19 protein-coding genes, 1 other RNA gene and 1 riboswitch are annotated in these 17,928 nt (G+C 40.7%); of the genes, 9 read left to right on the top strand and 11 right to left on the bottom strand.

Annotation, left to right across the window (positions count from 1 at the left end; all coding sequences use genetic code 11):
- Window positions 1-4: 4 nt before the first annotated feature.
- From NSQ49_RS20400 to NSQ49_RS20390, 3 genes are all read right to left on the bottom strand, one after another.
- The gene (locus tag NSQ49_RS20400; RefSeq protein ID WP_159864160.1) at window positions 5-1,087 is read right to left on the bottom strand and encodes a type III polyketide synthase; all 1,083 of its coding nucleotides are present in this window, start codon (window positions 1,085-1,087) and stop codon (window positions 5-7) included.
- Window positions 1,088-1,567: 480 nt separating this feature from the next.
- The gene (locus NSQ49_RS20395; RefSeq protein ID WP_159864163.1) at window positions 1,568-2,878 is read right to left on the bottom strand and encodes a nucleobase:cation symporter-2 family protein; all 1,311 of its coding nucleotides are present in this window, start codon (window positions 2,876-2,878) and stop codon (window positions 1,568-1,570) included.
- Window positions 2,875-3,477, bottom strand: a complete 603-nt coding sequence (locus tag NSQ49_RS20390) for a xanthine phosphoribosyltransferase (RefSeq protein WP_159864166.1) — start codon at window positions 3,475-3,477, stop codon at window positions 2,875-2,877. Before NSQ49_RS20390 ends, NSQ49_RS20395 begins: the two co-directional genes overlap by 4 nt.
- Before the next feature lie 154 nt (window positions 3,478-3,631).
- Window positions 3,632-3,733: riboswitch (purine riboswitch) on the bottom strand.
- 359 nt (window positions 3,734-4,092) lie between these two features.
- Here NSQ49_RS20390 and NSQ49_RS20385 point away from each other — a divergent pair.
- Genes NSQ49_RS20385 through NSQ49_RS20375 form a run of 3 tightly spaced genes read left to right on the top strand, consistent with a single transcriptional unit; the run spans window position 4,093 to window position 6,395 of the window.
- Window positions 4,093-4,242, top strand: coding sequence for a cytochrome c oxidase subunit 2A (locus tag NSQ49_RS20385; RefSeq protein WP_159864169.1), 150 nt, complete (start codon window positions 4,093-4,095; stop codon window positions 4,240-4,242).
- 21 nt (window positions 4,243-4,263) lie between these two features.
- Entirely contained in the window at window positions 4,264-4,740 is a 477-nt protein-coding gene (locus tag NSQ49_RS20380; RefSeq protein ID WP_159864172.1) for a cytochrome c oxidase subunit II, read from the top strand.
- Complete coding sequence (locus NSQ49_RS20375) at window positions 4,740-6,395, top strand: b(o/a)3-type cytochrome-c oxidase subunit 1 (RefSeq protein ID WP_159864175.1); 1,656 nt, start codon at window positions 4,740-4,742, stop codon at window positions 6,393-6,395. Before NSQ49_RS20380 ends, NSQ49_RS20375 begins: the two co-directional genes overlap by 1 nt.
- Before the next feature lie 117 nt (window positions 6,396-6,512).
- On the opposite strand, the gene NSQ49_RS20370 is transcribed toward NSQ49_RS20375, so the two are convergent.
- Window positions 6,513-7,433: a DMT family transporter gene (locus NSQ49_RS20370; RefSeq protein ID WP_159864178.1), complete on the bottom strand. Its 921-nt coding sequence runs from the start codon at window positions 7,431-7,433 to the stop codon at window positions 6,513-6,515.
- Window positions 7,434-7,498: 65 nt separating this feature from the next.
- Window positions 7,499-9,010: a carboxypeptidase M32 gene (locus NSQ49_RS20365; protein ID WP_159864181.1), complete on the bottom strand. Its 1,512-nt coding sequence runs from the start codon at window positions 9,008-9,010 to the stop codon at window positions 7,499-7,501.
- A 166-nt stretch (window positions 9,011-9,176) separates the two neighbouring features.
- Here NSQ49_RS20365 and NSQ49_RS20360 point away from each other — a divergent pair, with 166 nt between their 5' ends.
- From NSQ49_RS20360 to NSQ49_RS20335, 6 genes are all read left to right on the top strand, one after another.
- On the top strand, window positions 9,177-10,337 hold the full coding sequence (locus NSQ49_RS20360) for an MFS transporter (RefSeq protein WP_159864184.1): 1,161 nt from the start codon (window positions 9,177-9,179) through the stop codon (window positions 10,335-10,337).
- A 2-nt stretch (window positions 10,338-10,339) separates the two neighbouring features.
- Window positions 10,340-10,480: a hypothetical protein gene (locus NSQ49_RS20355; RefSeq protein ID WP_201306525.1), complete on the top strand. Its 141-nt coding sequence runs from the start codon at window positions 10,340-10,342 to the stop codon at window positions 10,478-10,480.
- 184 nt (window positions 10,481-10,664) lie between these two features.
- Complete coding sequence (locus NSQ49_RS20350; RefSeq protein ID WP_251283613.1) at window positions 10,665-10,907, top strand: DUF2249 domain-containing protein; 243 nt, start codon at window positions 10,665-10,667, stop codon at window positions 10,905-10,907.
- Complete coding sequence (locus NSQ49_RS20345) at window positions 10,904-11,110, top strand: DUF2249 domain-containing protein (protein ID WP_159864190.1); 207 nt, start codon at window positions 10,904-10,906, stop codon at window positions 11,108-11,110. Before NSQ49_RS20350 ends, NSQ49_RS20345 begins: the two co-directional genes overlap by 4 nt.
- Window positions 11,111-11,114: 4 nt before the next feature.
- A complete protein-coding gene (locus NSQ49_RS20340; protein WP_251283614.1) occupies window positions 11,115-12,365 on the top strand; it encodes a hypothetical protein in 1,251 nt (416 codons plus the stop codon).
- Window positions 12,366-12,376: 11 nt separating this feature from the next.
- Window positions 12,377-12,676 carry a metal-sulfur cluster assembly factor gene (locus tag NSQ49_RS20335; RefSeq protein WP_159864196.1) on the top strand — a complete coding sequence of 100 codons (300 nt, stop codon included), beginning with the start codon at window positions 12,377-12,379 and terminating at the stop codon, window positions 12,674-12,676.
- A gap of 35 nt (window positions 12,677-12,711) precedes the next feature.
- Here the strand turns inward: NSQ49_RS20335 and NSQ49_RS20330 are convergent, their stop codons facing one another.
- The 6 genes from NSQ49_RS20330 to NSQ49_RS20305 form a co-directional block, all read right to left on the bottom strand.
- Complete coding sequence (locus tag NSQ49_RS20330; RefSeq protein ID WP_251283615.1) at window positions 12,712-14,637, bottom strand: ATP-dependent DNA helicase; 1,926 nt, start codon at window positions 14,635-14,637, stop codon at window positions 12,712-12,714.
- Window positions 14,638-14,851: 214 nt separating this feature from the next.
- Window positions 14,852-15,019 (bottom strand): hypothetical protein, encoded by a 168-nt coding sequence (locus NSQ49_RS20325; RefSeq protein ID WP_201306526.1) that lies wholly within the window; start codon window positions 15,017-15,019, stop codon window positions 14,852-14,854.
- Between the two features lie 71 nt (window positions 15,020-15,090).
- Entirely contained in the window at window positions 15,091-16,230 is a 1,140-nt protein-coding gene (locus tag NSQ49_RS20320) for a THUMP domain-containing class I SAM-dependent RNA methyltransferase (RefSeq protein WP_159864202.1), read from the bottom strand.
- A gap of 207 nt (window positions 16,231-16,437) precedes the next feature.
- An RNA gene (gene rnpB, locus NSQ49_RS20315) (RNase P RNA component class B) lies at window positions 16,438-16,826 on the bottom strand.
- Window positions 16,827-16,907: 81 nt separating this feature from the next.
- Window positions 16,908-17,207, bottom strand: a complete 300-nt coding sequence (gpsB, locus tag NSQ49_RS20310) for a cell division regulator GpsB (RefSeq protein WP_159864435.1) — start codon at window positions 17,205-17,207, stop codon at window positions 16,908-16,910.
- Window positions 17,208-17,287: 80 nt separating this feature from the next.
- Window positions 17,288-17,857: a DUF1273 domain-containing protein gene (locus NSQ49_RS20305; RefSeq protein ID WP_159864204.1), complete on the bottom strand. Its 570-nt coding sequence runs from the start codon at window positions 17,855-17,857 to the stop codon at window positions 17,288-17,290.
- Between the last annotated feature and the right edge of the window lie 71 nt (window positions 17,858-17,928).

Genomic DNA, 17,928 nt, shown 5'->3' with positions numbered 1-17,928 from the left:
ATATTCACCCCCATTCCAGCAGCAGCAATTCCGAGCTGAACCCCGGTCCGAGTGCAGTTGCAAGCCCGGTATCTCCCTGACTGCCGATCTCCATAAACCTTTTGAGTACGTATAGGATTGTTGCAGATGACATATTGCCGAACTCCTTTAATACATCAAGTGAAGTTTCTGTCATACCAGGATTGATTTGCAGCGCTTTCTGATAAGCATCAATCACTTTTTTACCTCCCGGATGGGCAACAAAATGGTTTATCTCTTCCATCTCCATCTCTTTGCTTCTTAGAAATTCAGTTACATTAGGCTTCAGCCATCCCTGTATTATGGATGGTATATCCTTTGAGAAAACCACATATAAACCGTCATTCTTCACTTCCCAACCCATTACATCCAGAGAATTTCGCATGGTTGTCGATTGGGTTCCCACAATTCTCGGAATGGATGACAGCTTTTGAAAATCTCTAAGCACCTCATCTCCAGTTATAAGTGCACATGCAGCACCGTCAGCAAAAAGAGACGTCCCGATAAGATTGCTCTTTGACCGGTCATTGCGCTGAAAGGTCAAACTGCATAATTCGATCGTTAACACCAGTACCTTTGCTTTCGGGAAAGCCAGGCAGTATTCATAGGCTCTTGAAAGGCCTGATGCGCCGCCGGCACAACCCAGTCCCCATATAGGAATTCGTTTCGCATGTTCAGAAAATGGAAGCTCATTCATAATTCTTGCTTCAATGCTCGGAGTGGCAATTCCTGAACTTGATATAGTAAAAATTGCATCAATTTCATCGTATGGAAGACTCCTGTTCAGGAATATGCTGTTTTCCAGACAAGACTTTACAGCCTTTGTTCCCAGTACAATAGCCTGTTCAATATATGCATTGTTTCGCTCTTCAAATGTTTTATCTGTTTTGAACCATTCCAGATCCTTTACAAAGTGCCGCTTCTCAATTTGGCCGTTCTGGAAAGCTTTTAATAGACGTTCAATATCCTTAAAAGAATCGGAAAATAAATCCCTGGCAAAATCCATAACCTGATCCTGTGTCAGTACATGTTCAGGTATTGCTTCTGCAACAGATACAATTGCTGGCATACGTGACTCTCCTTCATTTGCTTTCTGTTAATTTTTCCAAATAAAAGCAATTTATGTTTCAAGAACAAAAAAAAGCTCCCTCCAATAGGAGGAAGCAATGTGTTTTGAAGGAGTTGTTGTGCATCTTAATTATAAATGAATAACAAAGTGAATAGCATTACTAAATCTTTTCCAATTATCGTTTTCGTGCTGCGTCCACCATGGAGCGCTGCCGGCGATTGAGCCAGTTATTCTGATGCATTTAATCCATTATTATTTTTATGATGCTTTTGAACTTCTATATATATTCTTTTCGTAACAAGGATACCGCAAGCAGAACAAACCTCTTCTTTATTATATAAAAGCCGGCAATTATCACAATAATATTTCTCCACCACATTCCACTCTCTTTCGTGCGAGAAACAACCGCTTCGAAAATGTAAAATACCGATAGATTATTATATTGTTTTCCAAAATTATTGTGATTGCCGCAAAACAGAATTATGAAGCCTTTTGCTCTGCAAAAGATGCATGTTGAACTGCTTTTTTTCCCTTAACAACATTGAATACGATATTTAATAGAATAGCTGTCACACTCCCTGCCACGATCCCGTTATCTGTCAGTATACGCACACTTGAAGGCATCTGCGCGAATAATTCAGGAACAGCTGTTACTCCAAGCCCCATCCCGACAGAGCAGGCAATGATCAATAAATTTTCCTGCGAGGAGAACTCCACTTTGCTGAGCATTTTTATTCCATAAGCTACTACCATACCGAACATAGCCACCATTGCGCCTCCTAATACCGGTGTTGGAATTATCGTCGTCAATGCACCGATTTTCGGAACCAGCCCAAGCAGTACAAGAAAAGCTCCTGCTGTATAGATGACATTCTTTGTTTTTACGCCTGACAGCTGAAGAAGTCCTACGTTTTGAGAATAGGTTGTATATGGAAAAGCATTAAAGACAGCACCAAGGATAATAGCAAGCCCTTCGGCACGATACCCATTTGACAAATCTTTTTCTTCCAGTTTTTCTTCACAAATATCTCCCAGGGCAAAATATACGCCCGTAGATTCTACTAAACTGACCATTGCTACTAGAATCATTGTCAGGATGGCTGTCACCTCAAATGTCGGCATGCCGAAATAAAAAGGTGATGGCATATGAAACCAGGAAGCTTCTCCAACTGCTGAGAAATCTACCATTCCCATAAAAAACGCTGTAATAGTGCCGGCCGCCAGACCAAGCAAAATGGCAATGGCACGAATAAAGCCTTTGAAGAATCGGAAAAGAATAATGATGAACAGCAAGGTTCCGAAAGCCAATGAGATGTTTGTCATGGAACCAAAGTCAGGGCTTCCCTGTCCTCCAGCCATGTTGTTCATTGCAACAGGAATTAGCGTAATTCCAATAATGGTAACGACCGACCCTGTTACCACTGGAGGAAAAAATTTCACCAGTTTTCCAAAATATTTTGAAACAGCTACAACAAAAATGCCGGAAACCAGTATTGAACCATAGATTGCCGGTATTCCATACTGACCGCCAATCGCAATCATTGGTCCTACAGCCGTAAATGTGCAGCCAAGAACAACTGGAAGACCAATCCCAAAAAATCTGCTGCGCCATACTTGAAGAAGCGTTGCAATACCGCACATAAAAATATCAATTGAAACAAGATAGGTAAGCTGCTCCCCTGTTAATCCCAGTGCTCCTCCTACAATCAATGGCACAATTACTGCGCCTGCATACATAGCAAGGACATGCTGAATTCCAAGGGAAGCAATTTTAACCGGATTCTGATTCATCGCATTGATTCCTCCATTTTCTTCGCTGATTTTTCAAAGCTGATTATTCCGCCTTCAAGTGACTCAATAATTGCCAGGGAATCAACCCGGAATCCCTTTTCCCTCAGCAGCTTTCCGCCATTTTGAAAGCCTTTTTCGATAACGATGCCAATCCCTGCAATCGATGATCCCGCTTTTTCAGCTATTTCTGCAAGACCTAATGCCGCCTGTCCATTCGCTAGAAAATCATCGATTATAAGAACATTATCTTCTTCTGAGAGATATTTCTTTGAAACAGAGATTTCACTTGTTTCTTCCTTAGTGAAAGAATAGACTGGGGCTGTAATCAGGTCATTTACCAGTGTAAGAGATTTTCTTTTCCTCGCAAATACTACTGGGACATTTAACTCGAGCCCCGCCATTACAGCTGGCGCAATCCCCGAAGATTCGATAGTCAATATTTTTGTAATCCCGCTTCTTGAGTATCTATCTGCAAATTCTTTGCCGACTTCAAACATAAGCTGTGGATCTATCTGGTGGTTCAGAAAAGAATCCACCTTTAAAACTGTCGGCGATAAAACGATCCCTTCGCGCTTTATTTTTTCAATAAGCATATCCATTTTGCATCCTCCTCTATGATAGATAGCCTTCAATTACTCATTTCAGCCAAATAAAAAGCCTGAAGCCCATCGCATTCACAACATAAAAATGAGTGAAGCAATGGCCTTCAGGCTAATGATTTAAGCTGCAGGCAAACAAGGATGGCATATAGCGTCCTGTACATTGCTCACTCATAGTCGGATTATTTACGGTACCCCGGTAGAAACTTGCGAGCCATATCCTCGCGATTATATGAGTGAATGTTATTAATTTATTAACATTATAACACCATCTACTAATACTTCAATCAAAAATTTACCCAAATACGAACTAAACAAGATATTACCAAAAATAACGTTCGTTAATCAGATAATTCACCCTTTTCTTTACATTCATTAAGAATAATTCACTGTCCTTTTTAAGCTCAATTAAACCTTCACATTTTTTTCACAAATTACAGATGTGTTTTGTGATTTAAATCACTTAAATATCAATTTTTCACCATTATCATAGTGTTTAAGTTACGAATGAACAATTTGTGAACTCACTAAAATCATCTAGAATCTCCCTAAATGTTTTGTATTATGAAAGTGTAATCATTTACTTTTTCCAATTTTCGAAAGGAGTGAAGGAAAATGGCGAAAACGGAACTCAGCCGCAAAACAAAAACTGAAATAGAGGATCGCTCCTCCTTAAAGGGAACGTTAGCTTCCGTTTTCTTATTAGGATTCTTCCTTGTAATGACATGGGTAGGCGTTTATTTATTATTTATCAGCCGCTTTTAAAGTTAGAAAGGGGAAAAAGCCATGCATATGCATAAGTTTGAAAAGGCCTGGCTCATTTTTGGAATCGGATCGCTGCTTGTTTTTCTAACAGTTCTGGGAGTGAGCGCATTTTACCTGGGTAATCAGCCCCCGAGCTGTTTGGCTACCATTGATCCTGAAAAAGTCGATTCTACCGTTCCATTTAATGAGCCTGGATTGAAAAAGGCAGAAGGAAAAGATTGGGATTACGAATTGGTATACGTAGCATCTGCTTTTTCCTATAGCCCAGCCGAAGTGGAGGTTCCATATGGCGCTAAAGTGAAAATTATCGCTACAACCAAAGACGTCGTCCACGGTTTTGAAGTTGCGGGATCAAACATCAACATGATGCTTGAACCAGGCTATATCAGTGAACATGTTACAACCTTTGATAAAAAAGGCGAATACCTGATTGTATGTAATGAATACTGCGGTGTTGGTCACCACATGATGTCTTCTAAAATTAAGGTGGTGGAATAATGTTTAATCCTTCAGCAAAATTAAAAGTTGACCCACGTGACGGAAAATTGGCAATGGCCCACTTTTTCGTTGCCTTTACTGCCTTAGCAATAGGCGGCTTAGCCGGTTTATTGCAGACTTTGGTCCGCTCCGGTAAATTCGAGCTTCCTGCAGGCATCGGATATTACCAGATTCTCACGGTTCATGGTGTTGTCCTCGGACTTGTACTTACTACCTTTTTTATAATGGGATTCCAGATCGCTGCAACAAGCAAAACATCAGGGGCCTTTACGAAAAAACAGCGTATTGCCGGCTGGACCGGTTTCTGGCTGATGACGGCGGGAACTGTTCTTGCAGCTGTTATGATCCTGCTGAATGAAGCAACAGTTCTATATACTTTCTATGCTCCTCTTCAAGCACATGCTTTGTATTATATCGGATTAACACTTGTTATAGTGGGAAGCTGGATTGACGGGGCATCAATCATTATGAAGTATGCAGAATGGCGGAGGAAAAATCCCGGTAAACCAAGTCCATTATTAACCTTCATGTCGCTGGTCAACACAATGATGTGGATTGTAGCGACAATCGGTGTAGCAGCTACAGTTCTTTTCCAGCTGCTTCCTTGGTCATTGGGATTTGTTGAAACGGTAAATATTGGAGTCAGCCGAACTCTATTCTGGTATTTCGGACATCCGCTTGTATACTTCTGGCTATTGCCGGCTTATATGGCCTGGTATGTTGTAATTCCAAAAGTCATCGGCGGAAAGGTTTTCTCTGACTCATTAGCACGTTTGTCTTTTATATTATTCCTGCTGTTCTCCATCCCTGTCGGATTTCACCATCAATTAATGGAGCCAGGCATTGACCCGGCATGGAAATTCCTGCAGGTAATTCTGACATTCCTTGTTGTCATTCCATCTTTAATGACTGCATTTTCTTTGTTTGCTACTTTCGAAAGCTTTGGCCGTTCAAAAGGGGCTACAGGGTTATTCGGCTGGGTTAAGAAACTTCCTTGGGGAGATGCACGATTTGCCGTGCCGTTCATTGGGATGATTGCCTTTATTCCTGCGGGTGCAGGCGGGATCGTCAACGCCTCTCACCAGATGAACCAGGTTGTTCATAACACCATTTGGGTAACCGGCCACTTTCACTTAACAGTAGCAACATCTGTAGTACTTACATTTTTTGGGGTTTCTTACTGGCTGATTCCTCATCTGACAGGAAGAACATTAACCAAAGCAATGAATAAATTAGGAATCATCCAGGCAGTTATCTGGGCAATCGGCATGACTTTCATGTCTGGCGCCATGCATGCTGCAGGCCTTCTGGGAGCGCCGCGCCGTTCGTCCTACTCTGAATATGGCGGAGCAGCACAAGCAGCAGAATGGATTCCCTACCAGGTCGCACAGGCAATCGGCGGATCTATACTATTCATTGGCATTATTTTAATGATCTATATCTTTATCAACCTTGCATTCTTCGCACCAAAGGGCGAGCAGGAGTTCCCTGTCGGAGAAGCAGCTGATGAAGCTGAAAAAGCGCCGATGGTATTCGAAAACTGGAAGCTTTGGCTCGGAATTACAGTTGTTCTTATTCTATTTGCCTACACTATCCCGTTTATAGACTTAATACAAAATGCACCTCCAGGAGCTAAAGGGTATAAGCTTTGGTAAAAGGAAAGGCTTGCCCCGGCTCTTCCAGGAGTAAGGCGCAGAAGCTAGACAGTATTATAGTTCAAACTTTCATACCCGCTGATAAAAAACACTCCGCTCCAGTTGGATCGGAGTGTATTAATGTCCGGGCCCGCTGGAGTCAGCCGCCATTCCTGATTTCTTTCTTCTTGCAGGCAAATTCACAATAATAACTGAGCTGAGAATCAGCACTGCACCGGCAATCTGCACTGCACCTAGATTTTCTCCGAAAAGCGTCACACCTAAAAGCATAGCCACAACTGGTTCAACTGTAGCAATAACAGCTGCTTTGCTCCCATCTGTTTTTTCGAGTCCCCATGTGTACACAAAATAGGCGAGGACCGTAGGCACAAACCCCAAACCAATACTAAGCAGCAAAACCTCAATGTTCAAGAAGACTGAGGCTTTTGTCCATAGCTTTGTGACCGGGATCATAAATACAGAAGCAATAACGAATGTATAAAGCGTTACAGTAAAGGGCTGATATTTTCTTAAAGCAAATTTCCCGAAAATTGTATAAAGTGCATAGCCAAACCCTGCACCTAATCCCGTCAAAATTCCAACGAGAGTAATTTCACTGCTGCCCGCTGATAATCCGGCAACTAAAATGCAGCCCACAATGGTGCCTGCTACAGCTGCAATCTTTCTTAGATCGATCCCTTCCTTTAGAAACAGGTAAGATAATACAGTCACAAAAGCCGGAGCTGTGTAAAGCAGAACGACTGCCAGGGAAATACTGATTTGGTTCATTGCAGTGAAATAACAATAATTAAAAAAGACGATGCTCAATATTCCGGTCCCGGCAAAAAATTGGATGTCAGAGACAGATTCCAGTTTAAAACAGTTTCGGAAACGCATAATCCCGAAAAGCATGAGAAATATGGCCGCAAATAAAACTCTCACAGCGACAATTTCCATAGCTGAGAATCCATATTCCCCTAGCCCTTTTACAAATACAGCAATTATGCCCCATAGACTTGCTCCAAATGCAATCATTAGGAATGGAAGTAGTTTCTTCATTATTTCTCTCCATGAAGTAAGAGGATGGCTGAAGCCACCCCCCTGCTAATTTTATGATTGAGCAATTATTTCAGCTGATACACTTTACCGTACTTATCATACAGATAGTCAATTAAATGCTGTGCATTCAGGCCTTCCCCTGTTACCTCATTTAAGATTTCAAGCGGTTTTTTCATTTTGCCAAACTGGTGCACATTTTTGTTAAACCACTCTTTAACTGGCAGCAAATTGCCTGATTCAAGTAATTCATCAAAGTTTGGCAAGTCCTTTAACATGCTGTTTTTCAGCTGAGCTGCATACATATATCCCAAGGCATATGAAGGGAAATAACCGAAGCTTCCCCCTGCCCAGTGAACATCCTGCAGAACGCCTTCTCCGTTATTTTCTGGCTTTACTCCCAGGTATTGTTCATATTTTTCATTCCAAATAGCTGGAAGGTCTTTAACTTCAATTTCATCGTTAAACAAGCCTTTTTCAATTTCATAACGTATGATGATATGAAGCGGATACGTTAATTCGTCTGCTTCAATACGGATTAATGATGGCTTTGATTCATTAATTGCACGGTAAAAAGCATCTATTGATACATCATCAAATTGACCGCTTCCATGTTCTTTAAGGAGGTCATAATTCTTTTTCCAGAAAGAAAAATGTCTTCCGACAAAGTTTTCATAAAATAATGATTGTGATTCATGAATTCCCATTGATGTTCCAGAGCATAACGGCGTTCCAACCAGATCAGGAGAAATATTTTGTTCATAAAGAGCATGCCCGCCTTCATGAATCGTCCCAAATACCGCTGTCCGGAAATCAGTTTCATCATACTTTGTTGTCACTCGGACATCACCAGGATTTAATCCTGTTGCAAAAGGATGAACGGTTTCATCGAGACGTCCCGCTTTAAAGTTATATCCCATTTGATCAAGAATTTTAAGACTGAACTCCCGCTGTTTGTCCTTTGTAAAATGTTTGAATAAAAAGCTTGTGTCAGGTTTATTTTGTGATTCAGAAATTTGCTGAACAAGCGGCACAATTTTTTCCCTCAGCTGCCCGAACACTTTATCTAGCGTTTCAACGGTGACACCAGGTTCATACATATCCAGCAGAGTATTATATTTGTTTCCCTCGTATCCCCAATAAGAAATGAATCTCTTATTCATCTCAACAAGCTTTTCCAAATATGGCTGGAACGTTTCAAAATCTGAGCGTGCCTTTGCATCTTCCCAAATGTTTTCAGCCTTGGATTGCAGAATGACATATTCAGTATATTCCTCTGCAGGAATTTTTTTATTGCGGTCATAATCCTTCTTGCATTCTTCCAGTGTCTTTAATGTTATTTCAGCAAGGTTTTCCTGGCCTGAAAGTTTTGCTATGTATGCTGCCATTTCCTCAGAAGTTGACATTCTGAACACTTCTGAAGAGATCATTCCAATTACTTCCGAGCGCTGTTCCATACCCTGCCTGGGTGCGCCGGTCCGCATATCCCAATACATCAGCCCGATCGCTTCATTATATGCTGTCATTTTTTTGACATACTCAAGGAATTGCAGTTCTGTCTGTTTTAGTGATTCTGCCATAAATTTTCCCCCTTTGTATCTATTACAGTATCATTTTATCATATTTTTCTGAAAAGGCAGTCTCAATAATCTTATTCTCCTGCTGCTCTTGGGCTGTTTTTCTTTTTCACCTGGCTGGCAAAGAGTTATAATGATGGTAAGTGAACTAACCGGAAAGAGAGATAGCATGAAATATTTGATTTACTTTATCATTATTGCAGCATTTATTGATACATTTTCTCAGCTTCCCATCATGAGCCCCTTTGCCATGACATTTAATCCATCACCAGCATTTGCGGGAATGATTGTTGGGCTTTATTCCTTCTCGAATATGATTGGCAATATATTAGCCGGCTATTGGATAGATAAAAGAGGAGCAAAAAGGGTTTTGGTATCCGGTTTATCCCTAACCGGATTCATTTTAGTCCTGTATACATTTGCTGATTCTCCCCTGCAATTAATTACTGTAAGATTTCTTCACGGATTATTTGGGGGCTTCCTGGTCCCTGCGGCTTTTACAGTCATTTCAAACCTCGGAAAATCAGGCAAACAAGGTAAAAAAATGGCTGTATCAGGCGCAGCTGTCGGATGTTCAGCCATTATAGGCCCCGCATTCGGGGCAGTGATTGCTTCCAATTACAGCATCAACTGGGTCTTTTTAATTATTGCAGCTACAATGATCACTAGCGCAGTCCTTGCCTTTGTGTTTCTGCCGGCAGGAAATATGGTAAATGTAAAAAAAGAGAGCTCTCATGAAAAAATGCTTCCACTATTTAAGAATCCTATGCTTACAGCAAGCTATTTAGGAGCCTTTTCTCTCATGTTTGCTCAAGGGACACTTGCCTACCTTCTTCCCCTTCAGGTAGAAGCCCTGCAGATTGAGGCGATGTACAGCGGAATTTTATTAAGCACTTTCGGAATAACGGCAATTCTTATTTTTCTGCTGCCCATTAATAAAATATTTGATAAGTATAAGCATCACAATAGCATGCTTTCCGGAATGCTGATTATTGCAATTGCATTAGTCCTGTTAAGTTCAGCATCATCTCTTGGATTCATGTTTATATGCATGGTTCTTTACGGCACCGGGTTTGCTCTTTTATTCCCATCCATCAATGCCCTTATAGCCAATCATACGACAGAAAAAACAAGAGGAAAGGCATTCGGCCTCTTCTATGCCTTTTTTTCTTTAGGTGTGGTAGCTGGTTCCACCATATTAGGCTTCTTGAAAGTAACATTTGAAACAGGTTTTTTAATCGCTGCAGCCATATTATTTTTTACGGTATGCGGCATGTCCATATATTCCAAAAAAAGAAACCCCCAACTATTAAAAAGCGGGAGTGACTGAAAATGAAAGAATTAGTAGGCAGCTGCACTGTTTGCGGCAAAGACCTGTACTGTCTTGATGGATTCTTCAACGGAGTCCATAATGAAAAAAATGAAACCATCTGTTTTGAATGTATCGAAGAACAAAAAGAATCCGCAGAGTAAACCTCTGCGGATTCTTTTTGTTCCACTTAATTTGTGAAAATGTATTTCGCAATATGATATATGTCACTTATTTCAAAAGATCCCGGTGTTAAACTCAAAGTAATCAATAACGATTCTCACTGCAGAAAAATTTCAGTTATTGGCCATTAAATTAATCCACCAGCCGATTGAAGGAGTGATCAGAATGAAAAATAAAGTTATTGAACTTGATGTAAGAGAGGATTTAAAAAATAAATTGGAGCCGTTTGAAAAAATCACGTTGGCAATAGCTAAAGTTGATATTGATGATGTTTTTATCCTTCATGCCCCATTTAAGCCTGTCCCTCTTTTTGGGGTCTTAAAGGCAAAAGGGTTCGAATATAAAGCTGAGGAAATTGAAAAGAAGCACTGGAAAGTGACCTTTACGAAGAGAGGTGCTTCAAAATGAAATTGGATAACCGCGGGCTGGAACCGCCTCAGCCGATGATGAGAACACTCGCTGCTCTTGAAGATCTGCCCTCAGGAGAAACATTATCCATTATTAATGACAGACGACCCATGTTTCTTTATGAAAGGCTGGATGAAATGGGCTGCAGATATGTAACTATCGAACAGGAAGACGGAAGCTTTTTAATAGAAATACACAAATAAGCAGGTGATCCCATTGCTGGCCAATACCAAAAATGAGACCAATATCAAACTGCCCTTTTCATTTATACTTTTCAGCTTGCTCTGTTTAATAGGATCCATGGGGCTCATTCTTTTTCAAGGGGAATCTATTATTAACAGCCATTTCCGCATACCCGCCATCTGGTCAGCGGCTCATTTGTTTATATTGGGCTGGGCGCTGATGACAGCCATGGGAGCCATGTATCAGCTCGTACCAGTGGCCTTTCTCACCCCTATATGGAATGAACGTTTTGGATTTACACAGTTTACTGTGACTGCCTTTGGGATATTATATTTTGCTCATAGCTTATTTCATAATCCGGCGGGTGCAATGCTGCCCGGGCTCATTACATTAACAGGTATTTTAATGTTTCTTCTGCAAATGTTCATGACTTTAAGGCAGCAGGCAAAGCACAATATACTCACTTTTTTCGTAGGAACTGCACTGATTAGCCTGCTATCTGCTATTCTATTTGGAATGCTTATGGTCTTAAGCATGAAAACCGGATTTTTTTCTGACCTATATCAAGCAGTTTTTAAAAGCCACATACTTCTCGGAACTGCAGGCTGGTTTACACTTCTGATTTTTGGATTCTCATATAAAATGGTCCCCATGTTTTCTTTGTCCCATGGCTACAGCATGAAACCTGCCAAATATGTATTAATAATTTATGCAGCAGGGCTTGCAGCTGCAATTATCTCTTTTTTCATCGGGAATAATTCACTTTTAACTATTGCATTGATGATCCTGGCAGGCGGTTTTGCATTCTTTACCTGGCACATGCTGCATATTCTGCGGAAAAGAGTTAAGAAGAAGCTTGATTATTCATTCCGGTTTGCTCTTCTTGCCATACCTGCAGGACTGGCTATCCACCTGGGAGCATTAATAAGCGCTCTAATTGGAAGCTTTCAAACTGCAATTGGGTATCTTGTATTTGCTTACCTTATGCTTTGGGTAGCTTTGAGCATTCTCGGTTACCTATTTAAAATAGTGCCATTCTTATGGTGGACATGGAAATACAGTAAAGAGATCGGGAAACGGAGTGTCCCTTCTCTCAGAGATATGATGAATGACAAGGCATCCATCCCGGTTCTTTCCGCTTTCATTCTCGGTATACTTAGTGTGACAGCCTCCATTGTATTTGAACAGCTTGCTCTATTCCTATCCGGCCAGATTTTAACGGCTGGAGCCAGCTTAGTATTCTGTTTTTTGATTATCACAGTATTAAAACAATAGGGGGAATGAACATGAATCGAAAAGAATTAGTTCTCAGCAGCCTGAAAAGAGTTATAGATCCTGAATTGAATATAAACGTGGTTGATTTGGGACTTATTTATGACATTGATTTGCCCGACAATGAAAAGGCAGTTATTACCATGACTCTTACAACACCGGGCTGTCCGCTTCATGACAGTATAGTCAGTGGAGTAAAGTATTGCATTGAAGATCTGGAGCTATTTTCAGATGTAGAGGTTAACCTTGTCTGGGAACCAGCCTGGACTCCTGCTCACATGTCTCCCGAAGCAAATCAGCTGTTAAGAGGTTAAAAGGAAGGCAGCGCCCTGTTGGGCACTGCCATAGTTCAGCTTATTACGGGCTCTGCAGGCAGAACCTTTTTTATCATTTCGAGCACTTCAGGATGTTCATTATTATTCATCAAAATATGAACGGTCCCTTTGTCTTCATGTGTTCTAATTAATCTTCCAATACCCTGCCTTAACCTCAGGATCATATAAGGAAGATCCACTTCTTTGAAAGGATCGGCCGAACCTTCCCGTTTGGCTGTAAAAACCGGATCGTGCGGAGGGAATGGGAGACCATAAATAAGCACATTCTCCAGAGATCTGCCCGGTATATCAAGACCTTCCCATAAATGTACAGAGCATAGAACTGAATGCTCATCATTTTGGAAATTGGAAACGAGACTGCTTATTTCAGCATCTCCCTCAAAAAAGACCGGCACATTTATTTTCCCGGAAACAAAGGTTTTGAATTCTGCCAGCTCCGTAGTACTGTTGAATAATACTAAAGCCCTTCCTTCTGTTGCCTTAACTTGTTCAAGAATGTATTCCATTTTCGCTGTATCTGATCCTTCTGCAAATTCCGGGATGCGAATGACCATATTTTCTTCATAGTCGAACGGTGAATCTACAGTAAAAGATAAATAATCATCTACTCCCAGACTTTTTGCCATATAATCAAAGGATTTATTCTGAGACAATGTTGCAGAAGAGAAAACAAACGGCTTCTTTTGGGAGAATACATCCTCCCTCATAATATCTTCAACCATTCTTGGCATGATAACCAGGGTTCTTTCCCCATTGTTGTTTTCAAACCAGGTGATGCCTTTTAATTCCTTCAAGAACAATGAAAGTGAATAAGAGATTTGCTCAAGATATTCTTCAACAATTTTTAAGTCATATTCATTTATTACATACATTTCACTTTCAAATACTAATTCTTCCTCAAGTGTATTGATTAAGTCCTGCAGTTTACGCCCTTCTCTCATTACATCTGCAGTTTTCTCAATAGTGTTCTTGTCAGAACCAGCGTCACCCGAGGCAGACATGGAAAGTGTCAGAAAGAAATGCTCATTCTGGTAAATAGCATCTTCTATGATATTTAATGTTTTTTCACGTACATCATTCGCCATGAGTCTTGTTAAGATGGATTCCAGAATCTGCTCAGAAAAACGATATGTCAATGCCTTTTGGGATGCATATTCCAGCAAATGGCCTTCATCAAAAACCACACAAGAGCTCTCAGGAAGCAAAGGGAGCTGCCCTTCCCGTTTTCTTGATTCTTTGGTCCAGATATGCTCCATGTAAAAATCGTGTGAACAAATGATTAGATCTTTTGAGCTCCGGTAATATTCCCTATGAAGAGTTTGACCGCACCGATGCCGCTTCTCACAAGTGAAGCAGTCCTGGAGTGAATCCCATGAAACATTGCTCCAATGCTCGTCCGGCAATTCAGGATATTCTTTCCGGTCACCATATCTTTCAAATTTTTGCATGGATGAGCCTGTTTGAACAAAATCCGGAAGATCATCAAAAATGCGATTATAATGTTCATGAACATCATTTGCTACGAGCTTGTCCAGCTTATTTAGGCATAGGTACTGATCACGTGATTTTGCCAGTCTGACATCAATATTTAATCCCAATGCTTTCTCAAGCTTGGCAATATCCCCTTCCTTTTTCACAAGCTGTTCGATTAAAGTCTCATCCGCACAGGCGATAATAGCAGGTTTATTTATGTACCTTGCATAACTGATTGCATATAAAAGATATACAATCGTTTTCCCGGTCCCTACACCTGCCTCAGCAAATATAACACTTTTGTCTTTAAATGCCTTCTCCAGCTGAAAGGCCATAAATATTTGTTCATCCCGAATTTCAAAACCTGCTTCAGGCAATATATCGTAAAAAACATCTCCGATCCACTCACTTAGCTTTTCATAAAAAGATTCGCTCTTGGATACGGCAAAAGGCATCCGGTTTGACATGCTACCCCTCCGTAAATAAAAAGTTAAAGCGCCTATTAACCAGACGCTTTGAATTCAGTTCTATCATTATTTCATATATGAGCTGTTAATAATCAAATGAACATCATATAATTTTATCTCAAATACTGTAACTGTCAAGATATAACGCCAAACCTGCAAATTCATCAAAAAAAACAGGGGTGCTATAAGCCAGCCCCTGCTCATAAATGAACGATTAGTTTACACGCGACATAGAAAATGACAATGCCTGCTGAAGTTCGTCCTGTGCGTTTCTAATACTCTCCAGTGCCTCTCTTGATGAATCACCGTCACCCTGTATTGCTTCAAGTGTTCCATTCAGAGCCTGAGAAATTTTATTAAAATCAATGCTGGAATGTTTCATTGCCACCCCTCCTGAAAAAGAATCAGATATAAATATTCTATACAGTTTCAGGGGCTTTTATGCATTTGCTGCTAATTATTTCTCGGAGGTCTTTTTCCCCAGTACTGGTAGTAGTCCGTACGAATAAAACCATTGAAGAGTTTTCGTTTTTTAGTCGCTTTTCTTCCATAGTGAGTTTCAAATTCCTCGTCTGAAGTCAGGATGTAAATCGACCACGTGTCGAGAGGAGCAAATGCCCTTCCCATTTCAGCATACATTCGCTGTACCGCAGCCTTCTCGCCAAGGCGTTCCCCGTATGGAGGATTCCCTACAATGACACCATATTCCTTTGTTGTTGTAAAATCACGGACTTGCATTTGTTTGAAGTTGATCAAATCACCTAATCCAGCTTCGAAAGCATTTTCTTCAGCTATTTTAACCATCCTGTGATCAATGTCAGCACCTGTGATATCGAGTGGCTGATCATAGTTTGCCAAGTCTTCAGCTTCATTTCTTGCATCTTCCCAGACTTTTTCAGGAATCCAGGACCATCCTTCCGAAATGAATTCACGATTAAAACCGGGTGCAATATTCTGGCCAATTAATGCGGCTTCTATCGGGATAGTGCCGGATCCGCAGAAAGGATCTGCAAATGCCTTATCAGGGTTCCAATTTGTCAGCATAACCAATGCAGCTGCAAGTGTTTCCTTCAGCGGGGCTTCCCCCTGCCCTGCACGATATCCCCGTTTATGGAGGCCGCTTCCGCTGGCATCGATCGTCAGCAGGGCCACATCCTTATGAAGAGCAACTTCAATTTTGAATAGCGGCCCATTTTCTTCTAGCCAGCCTGTTTTGTTATACTTTGTTCGCATGCGTTCCACGATTGCTTTCTTCACAATCGCCTGACAATCGGAAACAGAAAAAAGCTTGGACTTTACAGACTTCCCTGATACCGGGAATTCGGCGTTTTCAGGCATATACCTTTCCCAGGGCAGCGATTTGGTTTTTTCAAAAAGCTCATCAAAGCTTGTTGCTTTAAATTCTCCCACTTTTATGCGAACCCGATCAGCTGTCCTCAGCCATAAATTAGAACGGACAATTGCAGCTTCATCACCTTTAAATGTTATCCTGCCATTTTCAACTTCACATTCATATCCAAGGTCGCGCACTTCTTTGGCAGCGAGCGCCTCAAGGCCCATGGCCGTAGTAGCGATTAAATCGTATTTAGACATATTTTCACCCTAACCTAATTCTTATTTCTATTATGTATTCCCTAATTGAACATAGTAATCAACACATAAAGTATATCTGTTTATATGATTGCCCGCAATGAATGCCTTAGTTTTCATTATTATTTGCAAGCCTCGAGCAAAGTAAAAAAGCTCCCCCTAAAAAGGAGAGCTTGAATTTATAACACTCATACTGTCTCACTAATAACGTTCTGTAAGCCATGTTTTGTACCGTAGTACTGCAAGCGACAAATGTCTCGTACTCAGGTGGTAATCATCTATCTACAGGCATCTGCCTGTCCTTCCCGTTGTTCATTTCCTCAGGGAAAGTGCCCCTACCATCATTTGGGTTTCTCGCTCGCGGGGTTTACCTCGTTCCACCCTTTTCATTTCTGAAAAGGCTACGTCACTGTGGCACTTTCAAGGTATTCACGCCATATCCCGAAGGACTTAGGCATTTTCCCTGCCGTCAGCCAGAGCAAGCTCCGACTGCCCTAGCTTATGAATTCGCTAGGCACGAACACTACAGGCATCTCAGCCTGTGCGAGCATGGACTTTCCTCTACAATATAAGATATATTGCAGCGATTACCCGAACGCTATTAATGATCACAAAGAATATTATATGTAATCTGTGATGGAATAGCAATGGTTTAAAACTGGAAAGTCTAATAAATTCTGTCAATCATACAATTTACTGCCAAAAACATGTTTCTCCAGATTTGATAATCTTTTCAGGATGTCAAAGTTGGTTGTTCCTGCCGTTTGTGCAGCAGGTCTGCGTGAAGCTTCCTCAACCTGTTTTTTTAACTTCATATTTTCCTGCTGAAGATCTTCAATTTCCTGATGGAATGCTTCGTAATCTTTGATGACCTGATCTAAAAACTTATCAACATCTTCAGGCTTGTAGCCTCTCATAGCTGTCTTAAACTCTTTTTCCAAAATATCTTTTGCTGTTAATTTGATTTTATCGGATAGCACGACACTCACCTCAGTATATCGCCAATCATAATTAATACTATTTTTCCAGAGATATGTACATTTGTCAATTTATCTGAGCATTATTCAAATGTGTCTCTCTGAGAGAGCTGTTCCTCTTCTACAATCAATTGTAAATCATAAAAGGTGATTAGTCTAATGTCATATTCATTTTCTTCCTGATATTTTTTTGCGGTTTCATACAGATATTTAGGACTTCCCTCATTTTCCATATCATAAAATAACAGAAGCACATCACTTTTACTGACTAAAAAATGATTTTTTAATCTGAATTGCTGCGGGCTTTCATAAGGTTTTTTTGTTACTGAATCAACATAATCTGCCTGAGCCAATATAGTTTCATACCATTCTTTATTGGCATCCTTCCAGGAAGCTTCCTGATCTAAAAAAGGTGTAATGACTGCAAGCCTCAGGTCCTCATAACCTTCGAGCTGAAGATCAAAAACAACCTCTGCTGCCCAGAGTTCCGCACCGAGCTGCCCGCTGATGATTACCCACTCAAGACCGTCATCCAGCAAAGAAAGCAGGCTTTTTTTGATTGCGGTTTTGATATAGCTGACAGCAGGGTCATCGTTTTTAAATATTCCTACCTCAAAAGGCTTGTACCCTGAAATAACTGCTACTTTTGTCAATTGCAAAACTCCTTATATAAATCTTGGCTGGAAAGCTTGCATATATATAAATAAAACAAGGGCATTAAGCC

The sequence above is a fragment of the Cytobacillus sp. FSL R5-0377 genome, from assembly GCF_038004385.1.
GTDB lineage: Bacteria > Bacillota > Bacilli > Bacillales > Cytobacillaceae > Cytobacillus.
This window is presented reverse-complemented; position numbering and strand designations above follow the sequence as displayed.